This window comes from Glutamicibacter sp., from assembly GCF_032154645.1.
Taxonomy (GTDB): domain Bacteria; phylum Actinomycetota; class Actinomycetes; order Actinomycetales; family Micrococcaceae; genus Glutamicibacter.
Window position 1 is genome coordinate 19963 of sequence record NZ_JALDXV010000011.1, and the last position, 20597, is coordinate 40559.

Sequence of the window (20597 nt, forward strand, 5' to 3'; positions counted from 1 at the left end):
GGTACCTATATGGGTGCCGGCCGTCAGGTCGTTAATGCAGCCTGCGAAAGCACTATTGTCTGCTGAGCTCAGGTCTGGGTCGTGCTGTCCGTTAGCGTTTCCTGCAATGATCGCTCTATCAGTTCACGTAGTATTTCTCGATTCACCGAGGAAAGCCGGGTCAGATACAGGCAGGCTTTGCTGCTGCGATGCTTGCCGAGCTTGCCCAGCAGTTCCGGCCAACGTTCGGCGAAGCCGGTGGTCAGATAAATCGTATGGTTGCTAGGACCCGGAGCGAAGGCCAGCAGCGGCGCGATGCCTCCGTGTCCCGTTTCGTAGCGATACTCGTACTGACCGAAGCCAAGGATTCGCCCGGCCCAAACCACAGGCTCTGCACCTGAGATTTCCCGGAACAGCTCAAGTAGTTCATCGACTTCGGCACGCCGGGGGCCGGAGGCCCGGTCTAGAACCGATGCAACTGGAAGATCGGACGGGGACATTGCAGGTTGCTTAGAGGCCATAGGAATCCTTCCAGCAGCATATGATGGCTGCGTCGTTTCATGGGGCATCTGACTTTACGCTACCCAAATGTCTTGGCGGCCAACCGTGGCCTTCACTACAGATTTTTTCCTCGGGCGGCGCAACTGGTAGAATTATTCACTGTGCCCAGGCGAGGGAACTGTCAGCAATGACAGGACCGTTATCGACAAGGCCGGAAAAGCTCTTTCATCTCCTAGATGTTGGATGCTTCCCGAGTCCATGTAAGGGCGTAAGAAGAAGCATTCATTTCCTAAGGAGAATTATCATGGCATCAGTCAACCTTGACGCTGTAGTACGCACCGATTTCGGTAAGGGCGCAGCCCGCCAGGCTCGCCGTGCAGGCCAGATCCCAGCAGTAGTTTACGGCGCAGGCTCGGAGCCACAGCACGTTCTGCTGCCAGCTCAGGAAACCACCCTTGCAGTTCGCGACCGCAGCGTTGAGCTGGTTCTGAACATCGAGGGCAAGGAAGTTAAGACCACCCTCAAGGACATCCAGATCCACGCGCTGAACCGCACCGTTGATCACCTGGACCTTCTGGTCGCTGCCTAGTCTTAGCGAAAAGGCATTTAGCTAAGCATCATGAGTAGTGACACTTGGCTGGTAGCCGGGCTCGGGAATCCCGGGCCCGGCTACGCTGGCAATAGGCACAATATCGGGCAGATGGTGCTCGATGAACTGGCCAACCGCGCTGGTTCAAAGTTCAAGACCCATTCCTCGCGCGCCCAAATTATCCAGGGGCGCCTTGGCGTAGGCGGACCGCGGGTCGTCTTGGCCAAGCCTATGACCTATATGAACCTGTCGGGTGGCCCGGTGGCGAACCTGGCAAAGTTCTTCAACATTGGGTTGGACAATCTGATCGTTGTGCACGACGAGATTGATATTCCCTTTGACACCATCAAGCTCAAACGCGGCGGGGGAGAAGGCGGCCATAACGGGTTGCGGGATATCTCGAAGGCCATGGGGTCCAAAGATTATCTCCGAGTACGTACAGGTGTTGGTCGCCCGCCGGGTCGCATGGACACAGCTGATTGGGTTCTGCAGGATTTCTCCAAATCCGAGAAGCAGTCGCTGCCGTTCCTGATCGACAACGCTGCAGACGCGGTTGAATTGCTCATGTCCCAAGGGCTTGAAGCAGCTCAAGGAAAATTCCATACTTCCTAAGTATGGCGCGGTTCAATATCCATGGGATGCGCCTTGGAAACTCGGCTGAAAAGATCAGTCTCAAGCTTTCAAGGTGCAGCCCATTTTCATAAACCAGTGCTGCCAAACTGCGCTGCAAGTACTGAACTGTATGTGAAGAATCGAGATTCAGTTAGGGACGGAGCATTTCAAACTGATGTTCAATAAGTGCACGCCCAAAGTGGGATCGTCAGCGATTTCTGCATCATGTTAGTGATTCTCGGTTCAATTCAGCCACTTTCCGAAAAAGAACGACGCGTGATTCATGTTTAGACGCTCGGCGCGACCTCTTGAAGCGGTATCACCGATTCGGTGAATTCAATTGCCCATAAATTAGGGACAAGCCGGCAGGGCTATGCATAACGCGGGAAGCCCCAAGCGCCGCCACCCAATTTCCAATGTTTCGGAAGTGGCCGCTGAAGATAAAACGGCGTTAGCTGGAAGATGGCCTGGAGGCTTTCCTCGCAATGGCTGCGATGCCAAGCGATGAACCAATGAAAATCAGAGCCAAGAAAATCCATCCCGTTGTTCCGAACTTGAGCGCGGTCCCTGCAACGACAAATGGGGCACACATTGCTCCTATTCCAGTGCCCATGGCGAAGACGCCTTGATAGGCTCCAGGACTTGCTTCATGAGCTAGTTCAAAGGACATGGCCCAGGTACCGGCCTGCGACCAGACCTCGGCGAATGCGTGTGCGACAGTTGCTAGTACCAGCAGGGAAATGGCCGGCACAGCCGGAACTCCCGCTGCCAGAGAGTACACGACGCACGCGAAAGCAAGCGAAATTCCAGCCATTCCCACTGCTTTCCCGGCCTTACGCAGGTCATGGGTACCCTTCGAGAGCGGGATCTGAAAGACGATAACGACCGCAGTGTTCAGCATGAGCAAGATTGCCACGAGGGCCGCCGGAACGACTGTATTGTTGACAATCCATAGCGGTACACCGACCTCAAATAAACTAAACTGCATCCCGAAGATTACCGAGTATGTGGTGAGTAACAGGTAGCGGCGGTCCCGAAATGGCGATGTAAGAGTTCGGGATGTCTCACAATTAGTGGGCCTGTTGGGGACCGCAGTCGCTCTCCTAGAGGACTTAGCCGTCGAATCTACTCGGCTGGGCAATTTCAACAGGGGGATGATGCCCAAAAGGTTCACGGTGCCAGCACCAATCATCGCGATTCGATATGAGTCGGCAGTATCGGAGATGAGAGCTATTGCGGCGACGGCCGCCCCTAGCGCTATTGCAACGTTAATTACGGTACGGAGCAAAGCACGAGCCTGCACTCTTGCTTCACCAACGAATGCGTGAGCCACAATCGCCATCCGCACCGTGTTCGCGGCACTGCTCAACGCCTGAAGCAACGAAGCAAGAATCAGGACGCCAGCGAAGTTCGTGGCAAACCCATAGCAGCCCAGTGCGAAACTTTCGGCAGTCATCAGAACGAACAAAAGTCGCCGGGCGCTATATCTGTCCGTTAGCCGACCGCCCAGGTAAGCGGTGCACACGCCGACTGCGCTGGAAACTCCCAGAACTAATGCGACTTCGCCAGCCGACAATCCAACGATGGACGTCATGAACAGAACCGTGACGGCAAGAAATACACCACGTCCTATTCGGCCGACAAAAGTTATCGATGCGAGGATCCGCAGTACTGGATCAGCCACGGAATTACTGACTCGGCGTAGAGCACTTTGCCGTGGCATAGATTGACGAGAAGGTGACTGAACAGCACGGCTCATGAAATCCCGACGTTGCGCAGGGTTACCTGTAGCGGATTGGGTCACGTCACGGTCGGTGTTGTTCGTCGATGTTTCAGAAGAAGAAAGACATGGCATAGAGCAGTTATCCCATGCTGATTCTGCGAACTTAATTGATGTAGCGTATAGCTTGATGTTGCATTATGAGTTGGGTGATTCAGGACTGAGCGAAGTCCGATTTGGTATCTCACCCTTGTGTGAAATGGGGCTTTCTCTGAGGACCATCAGAGAGCCGAACCGATTTCCATTGCAACTACCATGGCTTTCTCGAACAAGGAGATCCTGGGAAAACCTAGATTTGGAAGTCCTCCAAGGGCTGGTGGGTGACAAGCTATGGACGCCGGATTTTTTGAGTCCAGTTCCGCATTCTCCATTGGGGCGTATCGAGGATGAATTGGAAGTACTTTCAGAAATCGATCCATCGGAATTCGTTCAACAGCTTGTAAGGATCCATGGCGAGGTTCCCTTGGTTTTTGACTGTTCACCTGATCGGGCGATAGAGCGAATGATGTTGGCGCTTCGTGAATACTGGGAAGTTTGCTTTTCCCCCTATTGGCCACGTATGCGCACTATCCTCGAAGCGGATATTACCTATCGGGGAAGGGTGATGGCTCAGCAAGGGATTGCAGAAATGCTCAACAGCATTACTGCCACCGTTTCTATGACGAGCAGCAGGCTTACCGTCATGCGGTCGAGTCTTCCGGGAGAAGACATCGCAAGGGTCAACGAGCAAGGGATAACGTTGGTACCTACAATGTTCACCCGGCAGGCCTCCGTCCCCGTAGATCCTCATGAAGCGCCGATCATTTTGTACCCTGCACGCGGCCAAGGGGCCATGTGGGAGACCGAGCGCGTCGTCAATCCCCAAGCGGTAGCAGAAGTACTCGGCAAGACGCGGGCTAGCCTGCTGACGGCTTTAACCAGCCCGGCTTCGTCGACCGAGCTTGGTATTCGTTTCGATGTCAGCACCTCGGCCGTGAATCAACATCTCCGCGCCCTGCGCGACGTTGGGCTGGTGACCTCCACCCGATATGGACGGAGCGTTCTATATTTCCGAAGTTCGCTGGGGTCGGCGCTATTAGGCATCGACACTAAGGATTACTAGAGCCAAGACTGGTTCGAATGTGCAGAGGTCAAAAGACCATAAACCGACTACTCAACTGCTTGTATCGAACTCGTGACACGGCGCTGGGCAGTCAGGCCAATCAATCGATGGTGTGAAGTTTCCGCCCTCGCGACCTATTTACTGGCCACCATCATCAGCTGCCAGTAATCGGGCGTTTTTCGTAATCTCTGAGGCGTTGCTTACTAAGGACGAACTTAGGTGTTTTCTGAGATGCACAGTGGAATAATTACCTAATGTACCCATTGCCTAATCGCCTTTTCACCGGAAGACACGGTGAAGCGCGACGGCGATTAACGACAAACTTTCGGAGGCTCCGTGGATACGATGGCCGGTCAGACTGAGACAGCACATGCGCTGAACCCTAAAGAGGTTGCGCGTATCAAGGCTGATTTCGAAATTCTTGAGCACCAGGTCAACGGAACCGACGTGGTGTACCTTGACTCCGGCGCCACCAGCCAGAAGCCTCGCTGCGTGTACGAAGCAGAACAGCACTACTACGAGAACGCCAACGCGGCAGTGCACCGTGGCGCCCACACCCTCGCGGTAGAAGCCACCGAAATCTATGAGCAGGCACGCGAGACCGTTGCGAAGTTCATTGGGGCAAAGACCAATGAGATCGTCTGGACCTCCAACGCCACCGAGGCGCTGAACCTCATTGCCTACTCGATCTCCAACGCTTCCCTAGGCCGCGGCGGTGAGGAAGCCACCCGTTTCCGCTTGGGCCCCGGCGATGAAATTCTCACCACCGAAATCGAGCACCACGCAAACCTCATCCCATGGCAGGAACTCGCATTCCGAACCGGCGCAACCCTGCGCTACGTTCCCGTTGCCGAGGACGGGTCGCTGCGTTACGACCTGATCGATTCGCTCGTCAACGAAAACACCAAGCTCGTTGCGTTCACCCACGTTTCAAACGTTTTGGGTACGATCACCGACACCCAGCGTTTCGTGGATGCCGCCCGCAAGGTCGGAGCCCTGACAGTCCTCGACGGCTGCCAATCGGTGCCGCACCTGCCGATCGACGTGAAAGCGCTGGACGTGGACTTCATGGCCTTCTCCGGCCACAAGATGCTCGGTCCCACCGGCATCGGTGCACTGTACGGCCGCGAGGAACTGCTCAACGCCATGCCGCCGTTCTTGACTGGTGGGTCAATGATCACCGTGGTGGATATGGAGCACGCAGAGTTCCTTCCCGCTCCACAGCGCTTTGAAGCCGGAACCCAGCGCATCGCACAGGTCCACGGCCTGGCTACGGCTGCCAGCTACCTTGACGAAATCGGCATGGACCGCATCGCCGCGTGGGAAGAGCACCTTGGCGCCTTGCTGTTCGACGGCCTGTCCAAGCTTGAGGGCGTCCGGGTCTTTGGCCCTACCGAGGCCAAGCGCATCGGAACTGTACCTTTCGAAGTGATCGGTGTACACCCGCATGATGTGGGCCAGTACCTAGACTCCCGCGGAATTGCGGTACGCGTGGGTCATCACTGCGCCCAGCCGTTGCACCGTGCTCTTGGCGTTTCGGCCACAACACGTGCGAGCACCTACCTCTACAACACGGAAGAAGACATTGCGGCTCTCATCGCGGCAGTCGCCTCCGTGCGTGAATACTTTGGAGTCTAAATGAACGAATTAGATCAGATGTACCAGCAGGTCATCCTCGACCATTCGAAGCAGCGCATCGGCTCGCCGCTGGTGGAAGCGGCCGAGGGGCACCAGTCCGGTGAAACTCATCAGCACAACCCCATCTGCGGGGACCAGATCCGTGTCCGCGTCGAGCTCGACGGCGACAAGTTCATCCGCATGAGCTGGGAAGGCGACGGCTGTTCCATCTCCATGGCGTCGGCATCGGTGCTCAGCGAAATGCTGCCCGAGCTGACCAAGGAAGAATTCCAGGCTAAGAAGGACGCATTCAAGGAAATGATGCGCTCCAAGGGCGCCGCCACGCCGGATGAAGACGTTCTAGAAGACGCCGTAGCCTTTGTCGGCGTCTCCAAGTTCCCTGCCCGCGTTAAGTGCGCCATGCTGGCCTGGGTTGCCGCAGAAGTTGCAACGCTGGAAGCCGACTGAGCGGCGCATGAACCACGTTTCATAAAATATGCCGATAGCCGTCAACCCTCAAGGTTGGCGGCTGTCGGCATATTTATTTGCGCGGCCTTCCAACTCCTAGCCGCAAAGGTCGCTGACTACCGTTTCGACATCCGTATTCTGGTCGAAGATGAATTCATCCAGCACCAGCAACAGATCATCGGTTAGTGATTCCGAGGCGGGTTCTCCAGCTTCCTGACGAATAACAAGGGCAACCGAAACTACGCTAGACATGGCATTACGCCTCTCAGGACCCGTCATCAGCTGGTGCCGCAGGATGTTCAGGTAACTAGAAAGCAACGTGCGCAGCTTTGCGACGGACAAGGAGTTATTTAGGGTGCCTGGAGTTGCTAGCTGCAACACATGGCTCGCTGACTCCGGTTCGGGTAGGGGCTTGCATTGCTCCAATTCCTCCAGCCTCATCATCCGAAACTCGGGATTCTGATAGTCGGCTTCAACGTAGTCGACTATGTTTAGCGCACCCGGCGCGGTACTTGCCTTGTGATGAGCACAGTAAGACATGCGGATCTAACCATCCTTGTTATCCGGCTCGTAGACATCGGGGATGCCGTCCATATTGGAGTCCCTTGATTCGCGTTCTGCAATAACACGGTAGCGACGGTTGCGGGGAACCAGCCACAAGGCCCCGAGAATGGCAGCGGCAAACGAGCCAGCAAGAATTGCTACCTTTGCATGTTCATAGTGAGCCGATTCGAGGCCGAAAGAAAGCTCCGATACCAACAGCGAGACGGTAAAACCAATACCCGCGAGCAGGGTGACGCCGAACAGATCAGACCACTTCGTGTCTGGGTCAAGCTCGGCCTTGGTGAATTTGGTCAGTACCCAGGTTGACGCCAGAATGCCGATCGGCTTGCCGCAGATCAGGCCGAGAACGATGCCCCAGAAGACCGGGTCGGTGAAGAGCATCGAACCCGAAGAGCCGGTGTTGATGACGGTGACGCCGGCGGCGAAGAAGGCGAACACGGGGATGCAGAAGCCGGAGGAGAGCGGGCGGAAACGGTGCTCAAACTGCTCAGCGAGACCCTTGCCCTTCAACCCGTCATAGCGTTTCACCGGTACGCAGAAGCCGAGAACTACACCCGCAATGGTCGAGTGGATGCCCGAGCCGAAGACCAGAATCCAGGTGACGATGCCCAGCGGCAGGAGGATGACCCATGCGGCCCACGCGTGATTCTCAAAGAACCTGGGCAGGAACTTGGCCAGGCAGAAGAACAACACGACCGGGATCGCTGCAAGAGCTAAGTAGGAGAACTTGAGATCTTCGGTGAAGACCACTGCAATGATGATGATCGCAATCAGGTCGTCGACCACGGCAAGGGTCAAAAGGAAAATGCGCAGCGCGGCGGGCAGCGCCGAACCGATCACCGCGAGCACCGCCACCGCAAAGGCGATGTCGGTCGCCGTGGGGATTGCCCAGCCCTTGAGGGTTTCGGCTCCGCCGGTGGGAGCGTTGATCGCTACGAAGATCAGTGCCGGGACCAAAACGCCACCGAAGGCAGCGGTTACCGGGACCAGTGCAGTCTTGACGTTGCGCAGGTCGCCGATGACGAATTCCTTCTTCAGTTCCAAGCCGGTGAGGAAGAAGAAGACCGCTAACAGCGCATCAGCAGACCAATGGCCAAGCGACAGATTCAGGTCAACGCCGAAAATGGTCGGACCGAAATGGAAATCTCGCAGCGCAAAGTACGAATCTTTCATCGGCGTATTTGCCCAGATCAGTGCCAGTACAGCGCCAACGATCAAGACTAGGCCGCCAACGGTTTCTTTGCGCAGGATGTCGCCGATGCGCAGCGATTCGCTGTAGCTGGGGCGGGAAAAGAGATTCTTCGGCGCTCCCGAAGAAGAGTTGTTGCTCATGCGTTGCACTCGCTTACGTCGTTAAATGAATAATTCACGCCGACCAGACTTCCCGGCACACCAGAATTCAAGCCTAACGCAAACAACGCCTGAAACGACGAATGCCCGGAACCGCGCAAAAATTATGAAACGGTTCCGGGCCTCGATCAGCGTCCAACAGACGCCGCGAAAACTACTTGCTCAGCCAGGCGTTGACCTGCGTAGCCTGAAGGTTCAAGGCCTTGGCAAGGAACGGTTCTGCTGCCGAAGCCAGCTTGCCGCCGATGAAGGGAATCGAGGAGGAAACCTTGCCTTCGATGGCGAACTCGGTGTTCTCGCCCTGCGCGGTCAGGGTTTCGCTGCCGGATACCGATACTGGAACGCCGCCAATGGTGATCTTGACGTTGGCCGAGCGGCTGCCGGAGGCATCAGGAGCGGTCCATTCCTCCACCTGGGTCACGTCGATGGACGCGCCGACGAACTTGCGGGCAATATCAGGCACACGGTCGGTAGGCATAGCGCGGACGGTGGTCAGGGTGAATGCTCCAGCGGTGTCGCCGCTGACGGAGAAGTCCTGAAGGGTGCCGTTAGCCAGCGAAGTCAGGTGCTCGGCGAAGCCGCGGTCGGTCAAGGTGGCGATTACCTGATCGGCCGGGTGAGCGATCTGAGTGCTTGCATTCAATGCCATGAAAGGTATCCCAATCTAAAAATCAAGGCGGCCCGGTCCAGACATGAAGTCGACCCGGGATAAGGACAGCTTTAAGCCTATCTGCTCGGAGGCATTAGGTAGGCTAGGAGGACATCAAAACAACATATTGGCATTTAGCCGGCCGCGGAATTCTTTTGCGGTCGGTGTTCGTGGTGTCATACCGGGAACTGCACCGTCGAGGTAAATGCAGCCCACAATCTGCACGAGAGGACACGAAAGCCGCATGAGCCTAGTTGGACTTCATGATTTCTTGCGCGAGGAGCCATCATTCCGCCGCATCCGACAAAGTGCAGCACATGACTACTCTTCACGCAGCGAAGAGCTTGAAATCGCTGCACCGCAGGGGATGCGCGCCATCCTCGGCGCACACGTCAGCCAGGGTCTGCAGGAGGGAAACGCGGGCGCCGTCACCTTAATCGTGACCGCTACCGGACGCGAAGCGGAAGAAGTCTCGGCATCGCTGAGCGCCTATATGCCCGCAGAACAGATCGCCGAATTCCCTTCATGGGAAACCCTGCCGCACGAGCGCCTCTCTCCGCGTTCGGATACGGTCGGCCGACGCCTTGAAGTGCTGCGTAGGCTGCATGACGGGGACACCGGGCTGAAGGTCATCATCGCCCCCATCCGCGCGGTGCTTCAGCCGCTGGTCGCCGGACTCGGCGCCCTGCGTCCGGTCAGCCTTGAACTGGACGCGGAGCCCGGCTTCGATTCGGTCATCAAGGACCTCGCAGCCGCCGCCTATGCCCGCGTCGATATGGTGACGCACCGCGGCGAATTCGCCGTGCGCGGCGGAATCATCGACGTATTCCCTCCCACCCTCGAACATCCGGTGCGCATCGACTTCTTCGGGGATCAAATCGATTCCATGCGCTATTTCTCCATCGCCGACCAGCGCTCGCACGAGGGCGAGGGCCCGCGCCAGATCATCGCGACCCCCTGCCGAGAAATGCTCATCACCCCGCAGGTGATGAGCCGTGCGGCCAATCTCAAGGCCAATTTCCCCGCAGCCACCGAGATGCTCACAAAGATCGCCGGAGGCATCGCAGTCGAAGGCATGGAGTCCCTGGCCCCGCTGCTGGTAGACGACATGGTGCCGCTGCTGTCGCTGCTGCCCCAGTCGTCGATTGCGCTGGTCATGGAGCCGGAGCGAGTTCGCGCCCGCGCCCACGACCTGAATGAAACCAACGCCGAATTCCTGGCGGCCGCGTGGGCCACGGCATCCGACGGCGGCGCCGCCCCGCTGGATCTGAGCACCGCCGACTCGGCACGCAAGCTCGCCACCGGCGACTTCTCATCCCTGTCTGAGACGGTTGAGCATGCCCGGGAGGCCAAGGTGTCTTGGTGGGCCATCACCTCACTGGGTGCTGATGAAGAGCTGGACCTCGGTGCGGCAACGATCCGCGTGCCAGCCAGGGAACCGCACGGCTACCAGGGCGATATCGAAGCGATGATGGAATTTATCTCCTCGCGTGTCGCCGATGGCTGGCGCGTGGTGGTTGCCACCGAGGGCGCGGGTCCAGCGGCCCGCCTGTCTGAACTCTTTGCCGAGTTCAAAATCCCTGCCCACCGCGTCGAGGACCTGTCACTGGCTCCCACCGAGGGGCTGATCGAAATCACCCAGGCGGTCGCCGGACGCGGCTTTGTCTTCGAGGAGTTGAAGACAGGACTGCTGACGGAGGCCGACCTGTTGGGGCGCTCCAGCGCCTACCCGAACCGCAAGGGCCGCAAACTCACGGTCAAGCGCAAGCGCAATGCGATGGATCCGCTGAGCCTGCAGGCGGGCGACTTCATCGTGCACGAGCAGCACGGCATCGGCAAGTTTGTGGAGCTGGTGGCCCGCAAGGTCAACGGCTCCGGCAAGGATGCAAAGCGCGAATACCTGGTTGTTGAGTATGCCTCCTCCAAGCGCGGGGCGCCGGGGGACAAGCTGTTCGTCCCCACCGACCAGCTGCACCTGATCACCCGCTATGTGGGCGGCGAGGCGCCGACTCTGTCAAAGATGGGCGGCTCGGACTGGGCCAGCACCAAGTCCAAGGCGCGTAAAGCGGTCAAGGAGATCGCCGGGGATTTGATCAAGCTCTATTCGGCCCGCATGGCTAGCCGCGGCCATGCCTTCGCCACCGACACCCCGTGGCAGCATGAGCTGGAAGAGGCCTTTGCCTTCATCGAAACCCCCGATCAGCTCACCGCGATCAACGAGGTCAAGACGGACATGGAGAAAGAGATCCCGATGGATCGCCTGATCTCCGGCGACGTGGGCTTTGGCAAGACCGAAATCGCCGTGCGCGCGGCGTTCAAGGCGGTGCAGGATTCCAAGCAGGTGGCGGTGCTGGTGCCCACCACGCTGCTTGCCTCCCAGCACTACCAGACCTTCACCGAGCGCTACTCCGGTTTCCCGGTCCGCGTGAAGACCCTGTCTCGCTTCCAGACCGCCAAGGAATCCAAGGAGATCCTCGCGGGCCTGAAGGACGGCTCGGTGGACATCGTGATCGGCACCCACCGCCTGCTGTCCAAGACCGTGGAGTTCAAGAACCTGGGCCTGGTGATTATCGACGAGGAGCAGCGCTTCGGCGTGGAGCACAAGGAAGAGCTCAAGAAGATGCGCACCAACGTGGACGTGCTGGCCATGAGCGCCACCCCGATCCCGCGCACCCTGGAGATGTCCCTGACCGGCATCCGCGAGACCTCCACGCTGGCCACCCCGCCGGAGGAGCGCCACCCGGTGCTCACCTATGTGGGTCCGCGCAGCGACAAGCAGATCAGCGCCGCGATCAAGCGAGAGCTGATGCGCGACGGCCAGGTGTTCTTTGTGCACAACCGCGTATCCTCCATCGACAAGGTCGCCGCCGAGCTGCGTGAGCTGGTGCCCGAGGCCCGCGTGGAGGTAGCCCACGGCAAGATGAGCGAATCCCGGTTGGAACGCATCATCCAGGACTTCTGGGAGAAGAAGTTCGATGTTCTGGTCTCCACCACCATCATCGAAACCGGTCTGGACATCTCCAACGCCAATACGCTGATCGTGGACCGGGCGAACAACTACGGCCTGTCCCAGCTGCACCAGCTGCGCGGGCGCGTGGGCCGAGGCCGCGAACGTGCCTACGCCTACTTCCTCTGGGATGCCGAGAAGCCGTTGGGCGAGGTCGCTCTGGAGCGTTTGAAGGCTGTGGCGGCCCACAACGAGTTGGGCTCCGGCTACCAGCTGGCCATGAAGGACCTTGAACTGCGCGGGGCTGGCAACCTGCTTGGCGGTGAACAGTCCGGACATATCGCCGGGGTTGGCTTCGATTTGTACCTGCGCCTGGTGGGCGAGGCAGTGGCGGACTATAAGGGCGAGGGCGAAGAAGAAGCCACCGAGATGAAGATCGACCTGCCGGTCAATGCGCACCTGCCGCACGACTACGTGCCCGGCGAGCGCCTGCGCCTGGAGGCTTACAGGAATATCGCGGCCGCCGAGACCAATGAAGCGCTCGCCGAGGTCCGCGAGGAGCTTGAAGACCGCTACGGCAAGCCGCCGGCACCGGTTCAGAACCTGTTGCGGGTGGCGGCCCTGCGCATTCGCGCTCGGGCGGTGGGGCTGCACGACATCCAGCAGATCGGCAACAACATCAAGCTGGCTCCTGCCAAGATCGAGGATCTTCCCGCCAGCCGTCAGGTGCGTTTGGAACGGCTCTACCCGGGCTCGGCCAACAAGCCTGCGTTGAATGCGATCTTTGTGCCGAAGCCAAAGAGTTCGCCGATCGGTGGACGGGATCTGGCTGACGAGGCGATCTTGGAGTGGGCCGAGAAGTTGATCTATGCGATCTTCGAACCGACCCCTCCGGCGGCCGAGGGCAAGAACTAGTCGCGTTTGTCCAGTTCCTGGGCGTAGCGCTGCACCGGCCGTGAATAGATTTTCATGGCCGGTGCCAGCGCCCGCAATGCGCTGGCTACCGCCGATTCCGGGTGTCCTGCATCCAGCAGCGCCAGGGCAAGGAACCCTTGCGCATCGAGATACAGCGGATCCTCCAACTCGATTTGCTTCAGCAACTGAACCGCCTGGTGCGCATGGCCGATATTGCGCAGGCTGCTGCCTAGTTGGATCATGGCTTCGCTGCGCTTTGGGCCCTCCAAACCAGAGGCCATCGCTTGTTGGTAGAGTCCCACGGCAGTGGCTTCTTCACCTAGGTAATCATGGAGGCTCGCGCGCTCGAAGAGGGCGTTGGCCGTAGGAACCTGAGCGGTAAGTAAAGCGCCGAGTTCGGACTGCAGCTCACCTTCGGTTTTACCGTCGACCTGATTCCAGAAGCCGTCGATTGCTGTTTGCCACGAATCTTGCATGTGTTCCCCTAGGATTTTTGCGGTGTAGGCACCTGCCTGCACCGCAAAAGTCTAGTTCAGGGTTGCGGTGTCGATGACGAAGCGGTAGCGCACATCCGAAGCGAGAACGCGGTCATAGGCTTCGTTGATTTGAGACGCCGAGATCAACTCGATGTCTGCGCCCAGGCCGTGGGCGGCGCAGAAGTCCAGCATCTGCTGAGTTTCTGCGATGCCGCCGATCATTGAACCGGCAAATGAGCGTCGGCCGCCGATCAATGCCATGGCATTGACCTCCAGCGGTTCGGCAGGCGCCCCGACATTGACCAGGGCTCCGTCGACGCGCAAGAGGCCAAGATAGGCGCTGATATTCAGCGGTGCGCTGACGGTGTTGATGATCACGTCGAAGCTTGAGGCCAGCTTGTCGAAGGTCTGAGGGTCAGTGGTCGCGAAGTAGTGCTGGGCTCCCAGCCGCAGTCCGTCGGCCTGCTTGGACAGCGTCTGCGAGAGTACGGTGACTTCTGCGCCCATGGCGGCGGCGATCTTGACCGCCATATGTCCCAGACCGCCCAGTCCCACGACTGCAACCTTCTTCCCGGGGCCGGCGCCCCAACGCTTCAGCGGTGAGTAGGTCGTGATTCCGGCGCACAGCAGTGGTGCGGCGACATCCAGCTCGATGCCCTCGGGGATGGACAGCACGAAGTCTTCGGTCACCACGATGTGGGTGCTGTAGCCGCCCTGGGTGATGGTGTCGTCGCGGTCAACTGCCCCATAGGTGCCGACCATGCCGCTGCGGCAGTACTGTTCATCTCCTGCCGTGCAGTAGTCGCAGGTGCCGCAGGAGTTGACCATGCAGCCAACACCAACGCGGTCGCCCACCTGGTATTTCGTTACCGCACTGCCCACTTCTGCCACGATGCCCGCGATTTCATGGCCAGGTACCAGGGGATATGACTGCTCACCCCAGTCGCCGCGCACCGTGTGGATATCGGAGTGGCAGATGCCGGCGAATTTTACGTCGATGAGAACATCGTGGGCTCCGACGGTGCGGCGCTCGATGTGAATTGGCTGCAGCGCTTCGCCGGCGGCCGGGGCTGCATAGGCATTAACCAAGGTCATTTTGGGATCCTTTTCTGTGGTGATGTGGAAAGTCTACGATGCAGTCGTAGCGGTTGTTTCTGGTGTGGCGAGAATAATGGCGGGGATCAAGGTCAGGGCAACCACCGCCATTCCGAGCAGGACTGGTCCTTGGGCGCCGAAGTCGGATTCCAGCATCTTGCCGCCAAAGAATGAAGCTGCCATGGTGCCGAGATTGAATGCGGCGACGCTGAGCGACGAGCCCAGCGCCGGGGCTTGCTGCGAATAGCGCAGCGCCAACGAGATGAGGACCGGGTTCACACTCAGTCCGCTCAACCCCAGCAGCCCGATGAGGATCAGGAGCAGGAACGGATTGGAGGAGCTGAGGTAGATCAGGCCCAACAACAGGGCGCTGGCAATCGGCACCAGGATCGTCAACAGGTGCGGACGCCGATCACCGATGCGGCCACCGAGGATTGCACCAATAAATGACCCTACGCCGAAGACCGCAAGGATCCATGGAACCGCCGATGGGCTGAAACCGGCCGACTGGGTCAGCATGGGAGCGATATAGGAATAGGCAGCCAGGACGCCGCCGGTGGTCGTTGCGCAGGCGGCGAGAACCAGCCACAGCCGTGGGGAGCGCAGGCCTGCCAATTCAGAACGCAATGAGAACTGGCTGAGGTCATTGTTTTGGTCCGGAATACACTTGCCGATGACCCCGGCGACGATCAGCGCCATGATTCCTAGGGCCACAAAGGTTCCCCGCCATCCGGTGATTTGAGCGAAGAACGCGCCGATGGGAACGCCGAGTACCGTGGCAAGCATTCCGCCGGCAGTGATCATGCCCAGCGCCCGCGAGGAGGATCCTGCAGGAGCGAGCCGGGCGGCGACAACGCTGGCAATAGACCAGAAGGCCCCGGTGGCCAGGGCGGTAATGAACCTCGCGCCCAGCAGCAGCGGAAGACTAGTGCTTAGGGCCACCGCCACATGCCCGGCTGAAAAGACGAGCAACGCCAGGATCAGTGTGAGCTTATTGGGCAGTTTGATCGTCAGAATTGCCATGAGTGGTGCACCCACGACCATTCCGGCGGCAAATACGGTGATCAGTGAACCCGCCGCGGCCAGTGAGATCTCCAGGTCTGCTGCGATCTCCGGGAGCATCCCGGCGATGATGAATTCCGTAGTCAGCATCAAGAACGTGCCCAATGCCAGAATGTATATCGACAGCGGCAGTTTTGTGGAGGCCGCTGCCGCGTTCCGTGGTGTTTCTTTGGTGTTAGTTTGACTCAAGTGGGCCAATCTTCTTTCGGAGGAAGTGTGAATTTCTGTCGATATCCAGTACACAGATGTTCAGCTGCTTGAAGAAGGCCCAGGTTATGGGGGTACAAATTCTGCCCCCATAATTTGCGCCGACGGGTTTACCGTTGAACTATGAACGACTCCGGTGACATGCGTGCTGACATCAAGGAATTCCTGACCAGCAGGAGGGCGCGCATCAGCCCCTCGCAAGTTGGGCTCCCCGAAAGCAGCCGCAGAAGGGTCCCAGGCCTGCGCCGCGAAGAGGTGGCGGTTCTGGCCGGCGTCAGCCCCGAGTGGTACACGCGATTGGAGAAGGGAAACATTGCCGGTGTCTCCGAGGAGGTGCTGTCCGCCGTCGCTACCGCATTGCAACTGACCGACGAGGAACGCAGCTACCTGTGGGAGCTGGCCAGTTCTGCCCGAGGCACCTATCGCAAAGCAGCGAAGAGAAAGCCGCAACAGGGACCGTCGGCTCAAATGCAATGGCTGCTGGATGCTATCACCGGCGCCGCCGGATTCGTCAGAAACGGCAGGTTGGACGTCATCGCCGCCAACGATCTGGGCCGTGCACTGCACCAGCCGATGTTCGAGAGTGCAACGACTAAAGAACATGGGCATGCCAATTTTGCCCGGTACCATTTCCTGGATCCCGCATCCCGGGACTTCTTCATTGACTGGGAAGGCGGCGCCCATGCAACTGCCGCGCTGCTCAGGGTGGAGGCCAGCAGGGAACCCCACGATGCGTCACTGCGCGAGTTGATTGGTGAATTATCAACCATGAGCGCAGAGTTTCGAGATCTGTGGGCCAAGCACAACATTAGGTTCGTCCACGAAGGGGCGAAGAAACTCAACCATCCAGTGGTCGGCCCGATCGAACTCTACTATCAGACCCTGACCGCACCGAGCCAACCGCGGTCATCGCTTGAATTCACCACCTACACCGCCGACCCAGGAAGCGCCTCGGCCGAGAAGCTGGCGCTGATGGCCAGCTGGGCCAAGACCGAAAGCCAGCCTCAGTAGGAGCCGAAAGCCTCCGGTTAAACAATGATGGGCGGGCCCGAAGGCCCGCCCATCACCGCAAAGTGAAAATTACTTCTGGAACTCAGCTGCTGCGGTGGAGATCTCCTCTGCGGATTCGCCGCGGCGCAGGAAGGTCATCGGCACAGCAAAGGCAAAAAGAACCAGCACGAAGCAGACGATGGTTGGCAACCAAGCGTTCTCCAACGACCAGAAGGACAGCGAGTACAGCGCGCCGCAGAAGGCAACGAAGAAGATCACGAAAGTGAGGATGTTGCCTACCAAACGACCTTCACCGGAGTGGGACGTATTCTTGCCGTTCGAGTACACTTTTTCTCCTTGTTGAACTCTCGGTGCGGTGGCTTAGTAGCCGGAACCGCTTTGCTCTCCTTCTAGGATAGCAACTCCTGAGCTAGAACCTAGTCGCGTTGCACCTGCGGCGATCATTGCGCGGGCAGTTTCGAGGCTGCGCACGCCGCCCGATGCCTTGACTCCCATTTCTGGTCCAACGGTCTTGCGCATGAGCGCGACGTCTTCCACGGTGGCCCCGCCGGTGGAGAATCCCGTGGAGGTCTTCACGAAGTCTGCCCCGGCGGCCTTGGCAGCCTCGCAGGCCAGCACCTTGGCTTCCTCGGTGAGCAGGCAGGTTTCGATGATGACCTTCAGGATTGCGCCGCCCTCGTGGGCCGCCTGGGCGATGGCGAAGATCTCGTTGACCAAGGCGTCGCGGTCGCCGCGCAGCGCTGCCGCGACGTCGATGACCATATCGATCTCATTCGCGCCGTCGGCCACGGCGTGCTTGGTTTCGAAGACCTTGACGTCGGTGGCTGAGGCGCCCAGCGGGAAGCCGATCACCGAGCAGGTCAGCACGTCGGATTCTTCCAATTCGCGGGCCACGGTGGATACCCACAGCGGGTTGACGCAGACCGACTTGAATTCGTACTTCTTTGCTTCTTCGCAGATCTTCACGATCTGTTCGCGTGAAGCGTTCTGCGCCAGCAGGGTGTGGTCGATGTAGCCGGCAATGTCGCGGGCTGAAAGTTCACTCATGATGTTCCTTTGAGTCTTTATTCGGCGTTCAGGTATTCGGAGAGCTGTTCCTTGATCCAAGCAATCTGCTCGTTCGCAATGCGTCGAGAATTGGGAAGCTCGGATGGCTCGCCGACAGGTTCAATGGTTTCCAGATAGCACTTCAGCTTTGGCTCGGTGCCCGACGGGCGGATGATCACCCGGTCCCCGGAGAAGGTATGCAGCACAATCGCGTCGGTGGCAGGCAAGTTCTCGGAGCCCTGGGAGAGGTCGGTGACCTCGCTGATGGCAGAGCCGCCCAGATGCACCGGGGGATCGGTGCGTACCTTGTCCATCAACGCGGCGATCTTCGCCAGATCGGTGAAGCGCAGCGAGAGCTGGTCGGTCACGTGCACCCCGTGCTTGACGGCTAGGACGTCAAGGCGGCGGGCAATGCTGGAGCCCTCGGCCTTCAGGGTGGCCGCCAAGTCTGCAAGCATTAAGCCGGCGGAGATGCCGTCCTTGTCGCGGACCAGCTCCGGAGCGACGCAGTAGCCCAGTGCTTCCTCGTAGCCGAAGCCGAGATTTTCCACGCGGGAGATCCACTTAAAACCGGTGAGGGTTTCCTCATGCTGGCGACCCGCATCCTTGGCGATGGCCGCGAGCATGCGCGAGGAGACGATGGAGTTGGCAAGGACCTTGCCCTCGGGCAAGGTGCGGGAGAGCAGGTCGCCGAGCAGCCAGCCCACCTCGTCGCCGCGCAGCATCCGCCATTCGCCGTTGTCATTAATGGCCGCCGCGCAGCGGTCTGCGTCGGGGTCGTTGGCGATCACCAGGTCTGCACCCACCGCACGGGCCAGGGTCAAGGACAGGTCGATGGCGCCTGGCTCCTCCGGGTTCGGGAACTTCACGGTGGGGAAGTCGGGATCCGGTTCTTCCTGCTCCGCGACCATATGTATGTCGCTGAAACCGGCATCCAGCAGGGCCTGCTTCATGGTGTGTCCGCCCACGCCGTGCATGGCCGAAACCACCACGCGCAGCTTCTCACGGTCGGCGCCCTGTTCGGCGACGACGGGGTGGATGGCAGCCAGGTACTCCGCCTCCACGTCTCCCGCTTCGCCGGCGCCGGGCAGCACGCTCCAACCGGTGACCGAACGCGGAATGGAGTCGATGTGCTCGTCCGGGTCGATCAGCACGGAGATCATTGCATCGATCGGGGAGACGATCTGGGCGCCGCGGCCGGTCTCCTGGGCCACACGACCGCCGACGTAGACCTTGTAGCCGTTGTCCTTGGGCGGGTTGTGGCTGGCGGTGACCATGATGCCTGCCTCGGCCTCGAAGCGGCGCACCGCCCAGGCGAGGACCGGGGTGGGCAGGGCCGCCGGCATCAGCAGCACCTCAAAGCCTGCGGCGTGGAAAACTGCAGCCGAGTCGCGGGCGAAGACGTCGGAGTTGTACCGTGCGTCGTAGCCGATGACCACGCGCGGCTGGTACTTGCCGTTGGCCTCTGCCGACAGGAAGCGGGCGATGCCGCGGGCGGTGCGCAGCACCACCATGCGGTTCATACGCATTGGTCCGGCGCCCAATTCGGCGCGCAGGCCCGCGGTACCGAATTCCAGGACGCCGCTGAAGCGGTCGTCCAGGTCGGTGACGGCAGCTTCGTCGCCCTCCTGGGCGCGGATGATCAATGCACCGAGTTCATCCTGGGTTGCCTGATCCGGGTCCTGTTCGGCCCAGTTCACTGCCTGTGCCAGCAGCTGCTTGATTTCCTTCACGCTGTTATTTCCTTGAGGTCTGTGCCGGTAGCTGAGGCTCGTTTAGAGCTTGGCGATGATCTGTGCCAACAGCTTGGAGATGCGTGGACCTGCTGCTTGGCCTGCCTCGATGACTTCTGCGTGGCTCAACGGAACCGGGCTGATGCCGGCGGCAAGGTTGGTCACCAGGGACATGCCGAAGATTTCCATGCCTGCGTGGCGGGCGGCGATCGCTTCCAGCGCGGTGGACATGCCCACCAGGTCGGCGCCGATGACCTTGGCCATCTGCACCTCGGCAGGGGTTTCGTAGTGTGGGCCGGTGAACTGGGCGTAGACGCCCTCGTCGAGGGTCGGGTCGACCTCGCGGGCAATTGCACGGATGCGCGAGGAGTAGAGGTCGGTCAAATCGACGAAGGTGGCGCCTTCTAGCGGGGAGGCGGCGGTGAGGTTGATGTGATCGGAGATCATCACCGGGGTGCCTGCACTCCAATTTTCGTTCAGGCCGCCGCAGCCGTTGGTCAACACCAGCTGGGTGCAGCCGGCGGCTGCAGCGGTGCGGATGCCGTGGACTACCGCGCGGACGCCGTGGCCCTCGTAGAAGTGGGTGCGGGCGCCGAGCACCAGCACGCGCTTGCCGGTGGAGGTCAGGATCGAGGAGATGCTGCCCTTGTGGCCGGGAACGGCGGAAGCGTGGAAGCCTGGGATGTCTGTTGCGTCCAGGACGTGGGTGGTTTCGCCGACCAGTTCGGCGGCTGCACCCCAGCCGGAGCCGAGGACCAGGGCGATGTCGTGCTTTGCTACGCCGGTGCGTTCGGCAATTACCTTGGCAGCTTCGGCTGCGAGGACCTGTGGGTCGTTATGCATATCAGTCACGTGAATACGCTACAGCGCGTTAAGCGCTTTGTCAGGCGATT

At 59.6% G+C, this 20597-nt stretch carries 18 protein-coding genes and 1 pseudogene; 7 read left to right on the top strand and 12 right to left on the bottom strand.

What is annotated here, in order from left to right:
- Nucleotides 1-68: 68 nt before the first annotated feature.
- A complete protein-coding gene (locus tag RUH64_RS10585; protein ID WP_313813243.1) occupies nt 69-500 on the bottom strand; it encodes a DUF1801 domain-containing protein in 432 nt (143 codons plus the stop codon).
- 281 nt (nt 501-781) lie between these two features.
- Here RUH64_RS10585 and RUH64_RS10590 point away from each other — a divergent pair.
- Both RUH64_RS10590 and pth read left to right on the top strand, forming a co-directional pair.
- Nucleotides 782-1057: pseudogene (locus RUH64_RS10590) on the top strand (50S ribosomal protein L25); the annotation flags it as partial.
- Between the two features lie 42 nt (nt 1058-1099).
- A complete protein-coding gene (gene pth, locus RUH64_RS10595) occupies nt 1100-1681 on the top strand; it encodes an aminoacyl-tRNA hydrolase (protein WP_313813244.1) in 582 nt (193 codons plus the stop codon).
- Nucleotides 1682-2132: 451 nt separating this feature from the next.
- Here the strand turns inward: pth and RUH64_RS10600 are convergent, their stop codons facing one another.
- Nucleotides 2133-3365: an MFS transporter gene (locus tag RUH64_RS10600; protein WP_313813245.1), complete on the bottom strand. Its 1233-nt coding sequence runs from the start codon at nt 3363-3365 to the stop codon at nt 2133-2135.
- Between the two features lie 130 nt (nt 3366-3495).
- On the opposite strand from RUH64_RS10600, the gene RUH64_RS10605 reads away from it, so the two are divergent.
- The 3 genes from RUH64_RS10605 (at nt 3496) to sufU (ending at nt 6648) form a co-directional block, all read left to right on the top strand.
- On the top strand, nt 3496-4563 hold the full coding sequence (locus RUH64_RS10605; RefSeq protein ID WP_313813246.1) for a DUF5937 family protein: 1068 nt from the start codon (nt 3496-3498) through the stop codon (nt 4561-4563).
- A 345-nt stretch (nt 4564-4908) separates the two neighbouring features.
- A complete protein-coding gene (locus tag RUH64_RS10610) occupies nt 4909-6201 on the top strand; it encodes a SufS family cysteine desulfurase (protein ID WP_313813247.1) in 1293 nt (430 codons plus the stop codon).
- On the top strand, nt 6202-6648 hold the full coding sequence (gene sufU / locus RUH64_RS10615; protein WP_313813248.1) for a Fe-S cluster assembly sulfur transfer protein SufU: 447 nt from the start codon (nt 6202-6204) through the stop codon (nt 6646-6648).
- 96 nt (nt 6649-6744) lie between these two features.
- Here the strand turns inward: sufU and RUH64_RS10620 are convergent, their stop codons facing one another.
- The 3 genes from RUH64_RS10620 to RUH64_RS10630 form a co-directional block, all read right to left on the bottom strand.
- Nucleotides 6745-6900 (bottom strand): hypothetical protein, encoded by a 156-nt coding sequence (locus tag RUH64_RS10620; RefSeq protein ID WP_313813249.1) that lies wholly within the window; start codon nt 6898-6900, stop codon nt 6745-6747.
- 294 nt (nt 6901-7194) lie between these two features.
- Nucleotides 7195-8544, bottom strand: coding sequence for a Na+/H+ antiporter NhaA (gene nhaA / locus RUH64_RS10625; protein ID WP_313813251.1), 1350 nt, complete (start codon nt 8542-8544; stop codon nt 7195-7197).
- Nucleotides 8545-8716: 172 nt separating this feature from the next.
- A complete protein-coding gene (locus tag RUH64_RS10630; protein ID WP_313813252.1) occupies nt 8717-9211 on the bottom strand; it encodes a DUF2505 domain-containing protein in 495 nt (164 codons plus the stop codon).
- A gap of 244 nt (nt 9212-9455) precedes the next feature.
- On the opposite strand from RUH64_RS10630, the gene mfd reads away from it, so the two are divergent.
- Entirely contained in the window at nt 9456-13073 is a 3618-nt protein-coding gene (mfd, locus tag RUH64_RS10635; RefSeq protein ID WP_313813253.1) for a transcription-repair coupling factor, read from the top strand.
- On the opposite strand, the gene RUH64_RS10640 is transcribed toward mfd, so the two are convergent.
- Genes RUH64_RS10640 through RUH64_RS10650 form a run of 3 tightly spaced genes read right to left on the bottom strand, consistent with a single transcriptional unit; the run spans nt 13070 to nt 15895 of the window.
- On the bottom strand, nt 13070-13591 hold the full coding sequence (locus RUH64_RS10640; protein WP_313813255.1) for a tetratricopeptide repeat protein: 522 nt from the start codon (nt 13589-13591) through the stop codon (nt 13070-13072). The two genes, mfd and RUH64_RS10640, sit on opposite strands and share 4 nt — an antisense overlap.
- 9 nt (nt 13592-13600) lie before the next feature.
- A complete protein-coding gene (locus tag RUH64_RS10645; protein WP_313813256.1) occupies nt 13601-14644 on the bottom strand; it encodes an NAD(P)-dependent alcohol dehydrogenase in 1044 nt (347 codons plus the stop codon).
- 33 nt (nt 14645-14677) lie between these two features.
- Complete coding sequence (locus tag RUH64_RS10650) at nt 14678-15895, bottom strand: MFS transporter (protein ID WP_313813257.1); 1218 nt, start codon at nt 15893-15895, stop codon at nt 14678-14680.
- Between the two features lie 141 nt (nt 15896-16036).
- On the opposite strand from RUH64_RS10650, the gene RUH64_RS10655 reads away from it, so the two are divergent.
- On the top strand, nt 16037-16924 hold the full coding sequence (locus RUH64_RS10655; RefSeq protein ID WP_313813258.1) for a helix-turn-helix transcriptional regulator: 888 nt from the start codon (nt 16037-16039) through the stop codon (nt 16922-16924).
- Nucleotides 16925-16993: 69 nt separating this feature from the next.
- On the opposite strand, the gene RUH64_RS10660 is transcribed toward RUH64_RS10655, so the two are convergent.
- Genes RUH64_RS10660 through RUH64_RS10675 form a run of 4 tightly spaced genes read right to left on the bottom strand, consistent with a single transcriptional unit; the run spans nt 16994 to nt 20547 of the window.
- Nucleotides 16994-17251, bottom strand: a complete 258-nt coding sequence (locus RUH64_RS10660) for a hypothetical protein (RefSeq protein WP_313813259.1) — start codon at nt 17249-17251, stop codon at nt 16994-16996.
- A gap of 33 nt (nt 17252-17284) precedes the next feature.
- A complete protein-coding gene (deoC, locus tag RUH64_RS10665) occupies nt 17285-17971 on the bottom strand; it encodes a deoxyribose-phosphate aldolase (RefSeq protein ID WP_313813261.1) in 687 nt (228 codons plus the stop codon).
- A gap of 17 nt (nt 17972-17988) precedes the next feature.
- Nucleotides 17989-19704 (bottom strand): phospho-sugar mutase, encoded by a 1716-nt coding sequence (locus RUH64_RS10670; RefSeq protein ID WP_313813262.1) that lies wholly within the window; start codon nt 19702-19704, stop codon nt 17989-17991.
- Between the two features lie 42 nt (nt 19705-19746).
- Nucleotides 19747-20547 (bottom strand): purine-nucleoside phosphorylase, encoded by an 801-nt coding sequence (locus RUH64_RS10675; RefSeq protein ID WP_313813347.1) that lies wholly within the window; start codon nt 20545-20547, stop codon nt 19747-19749.
- Nucleotides 20548-20597: the final 50 nt, after the last annotated feature.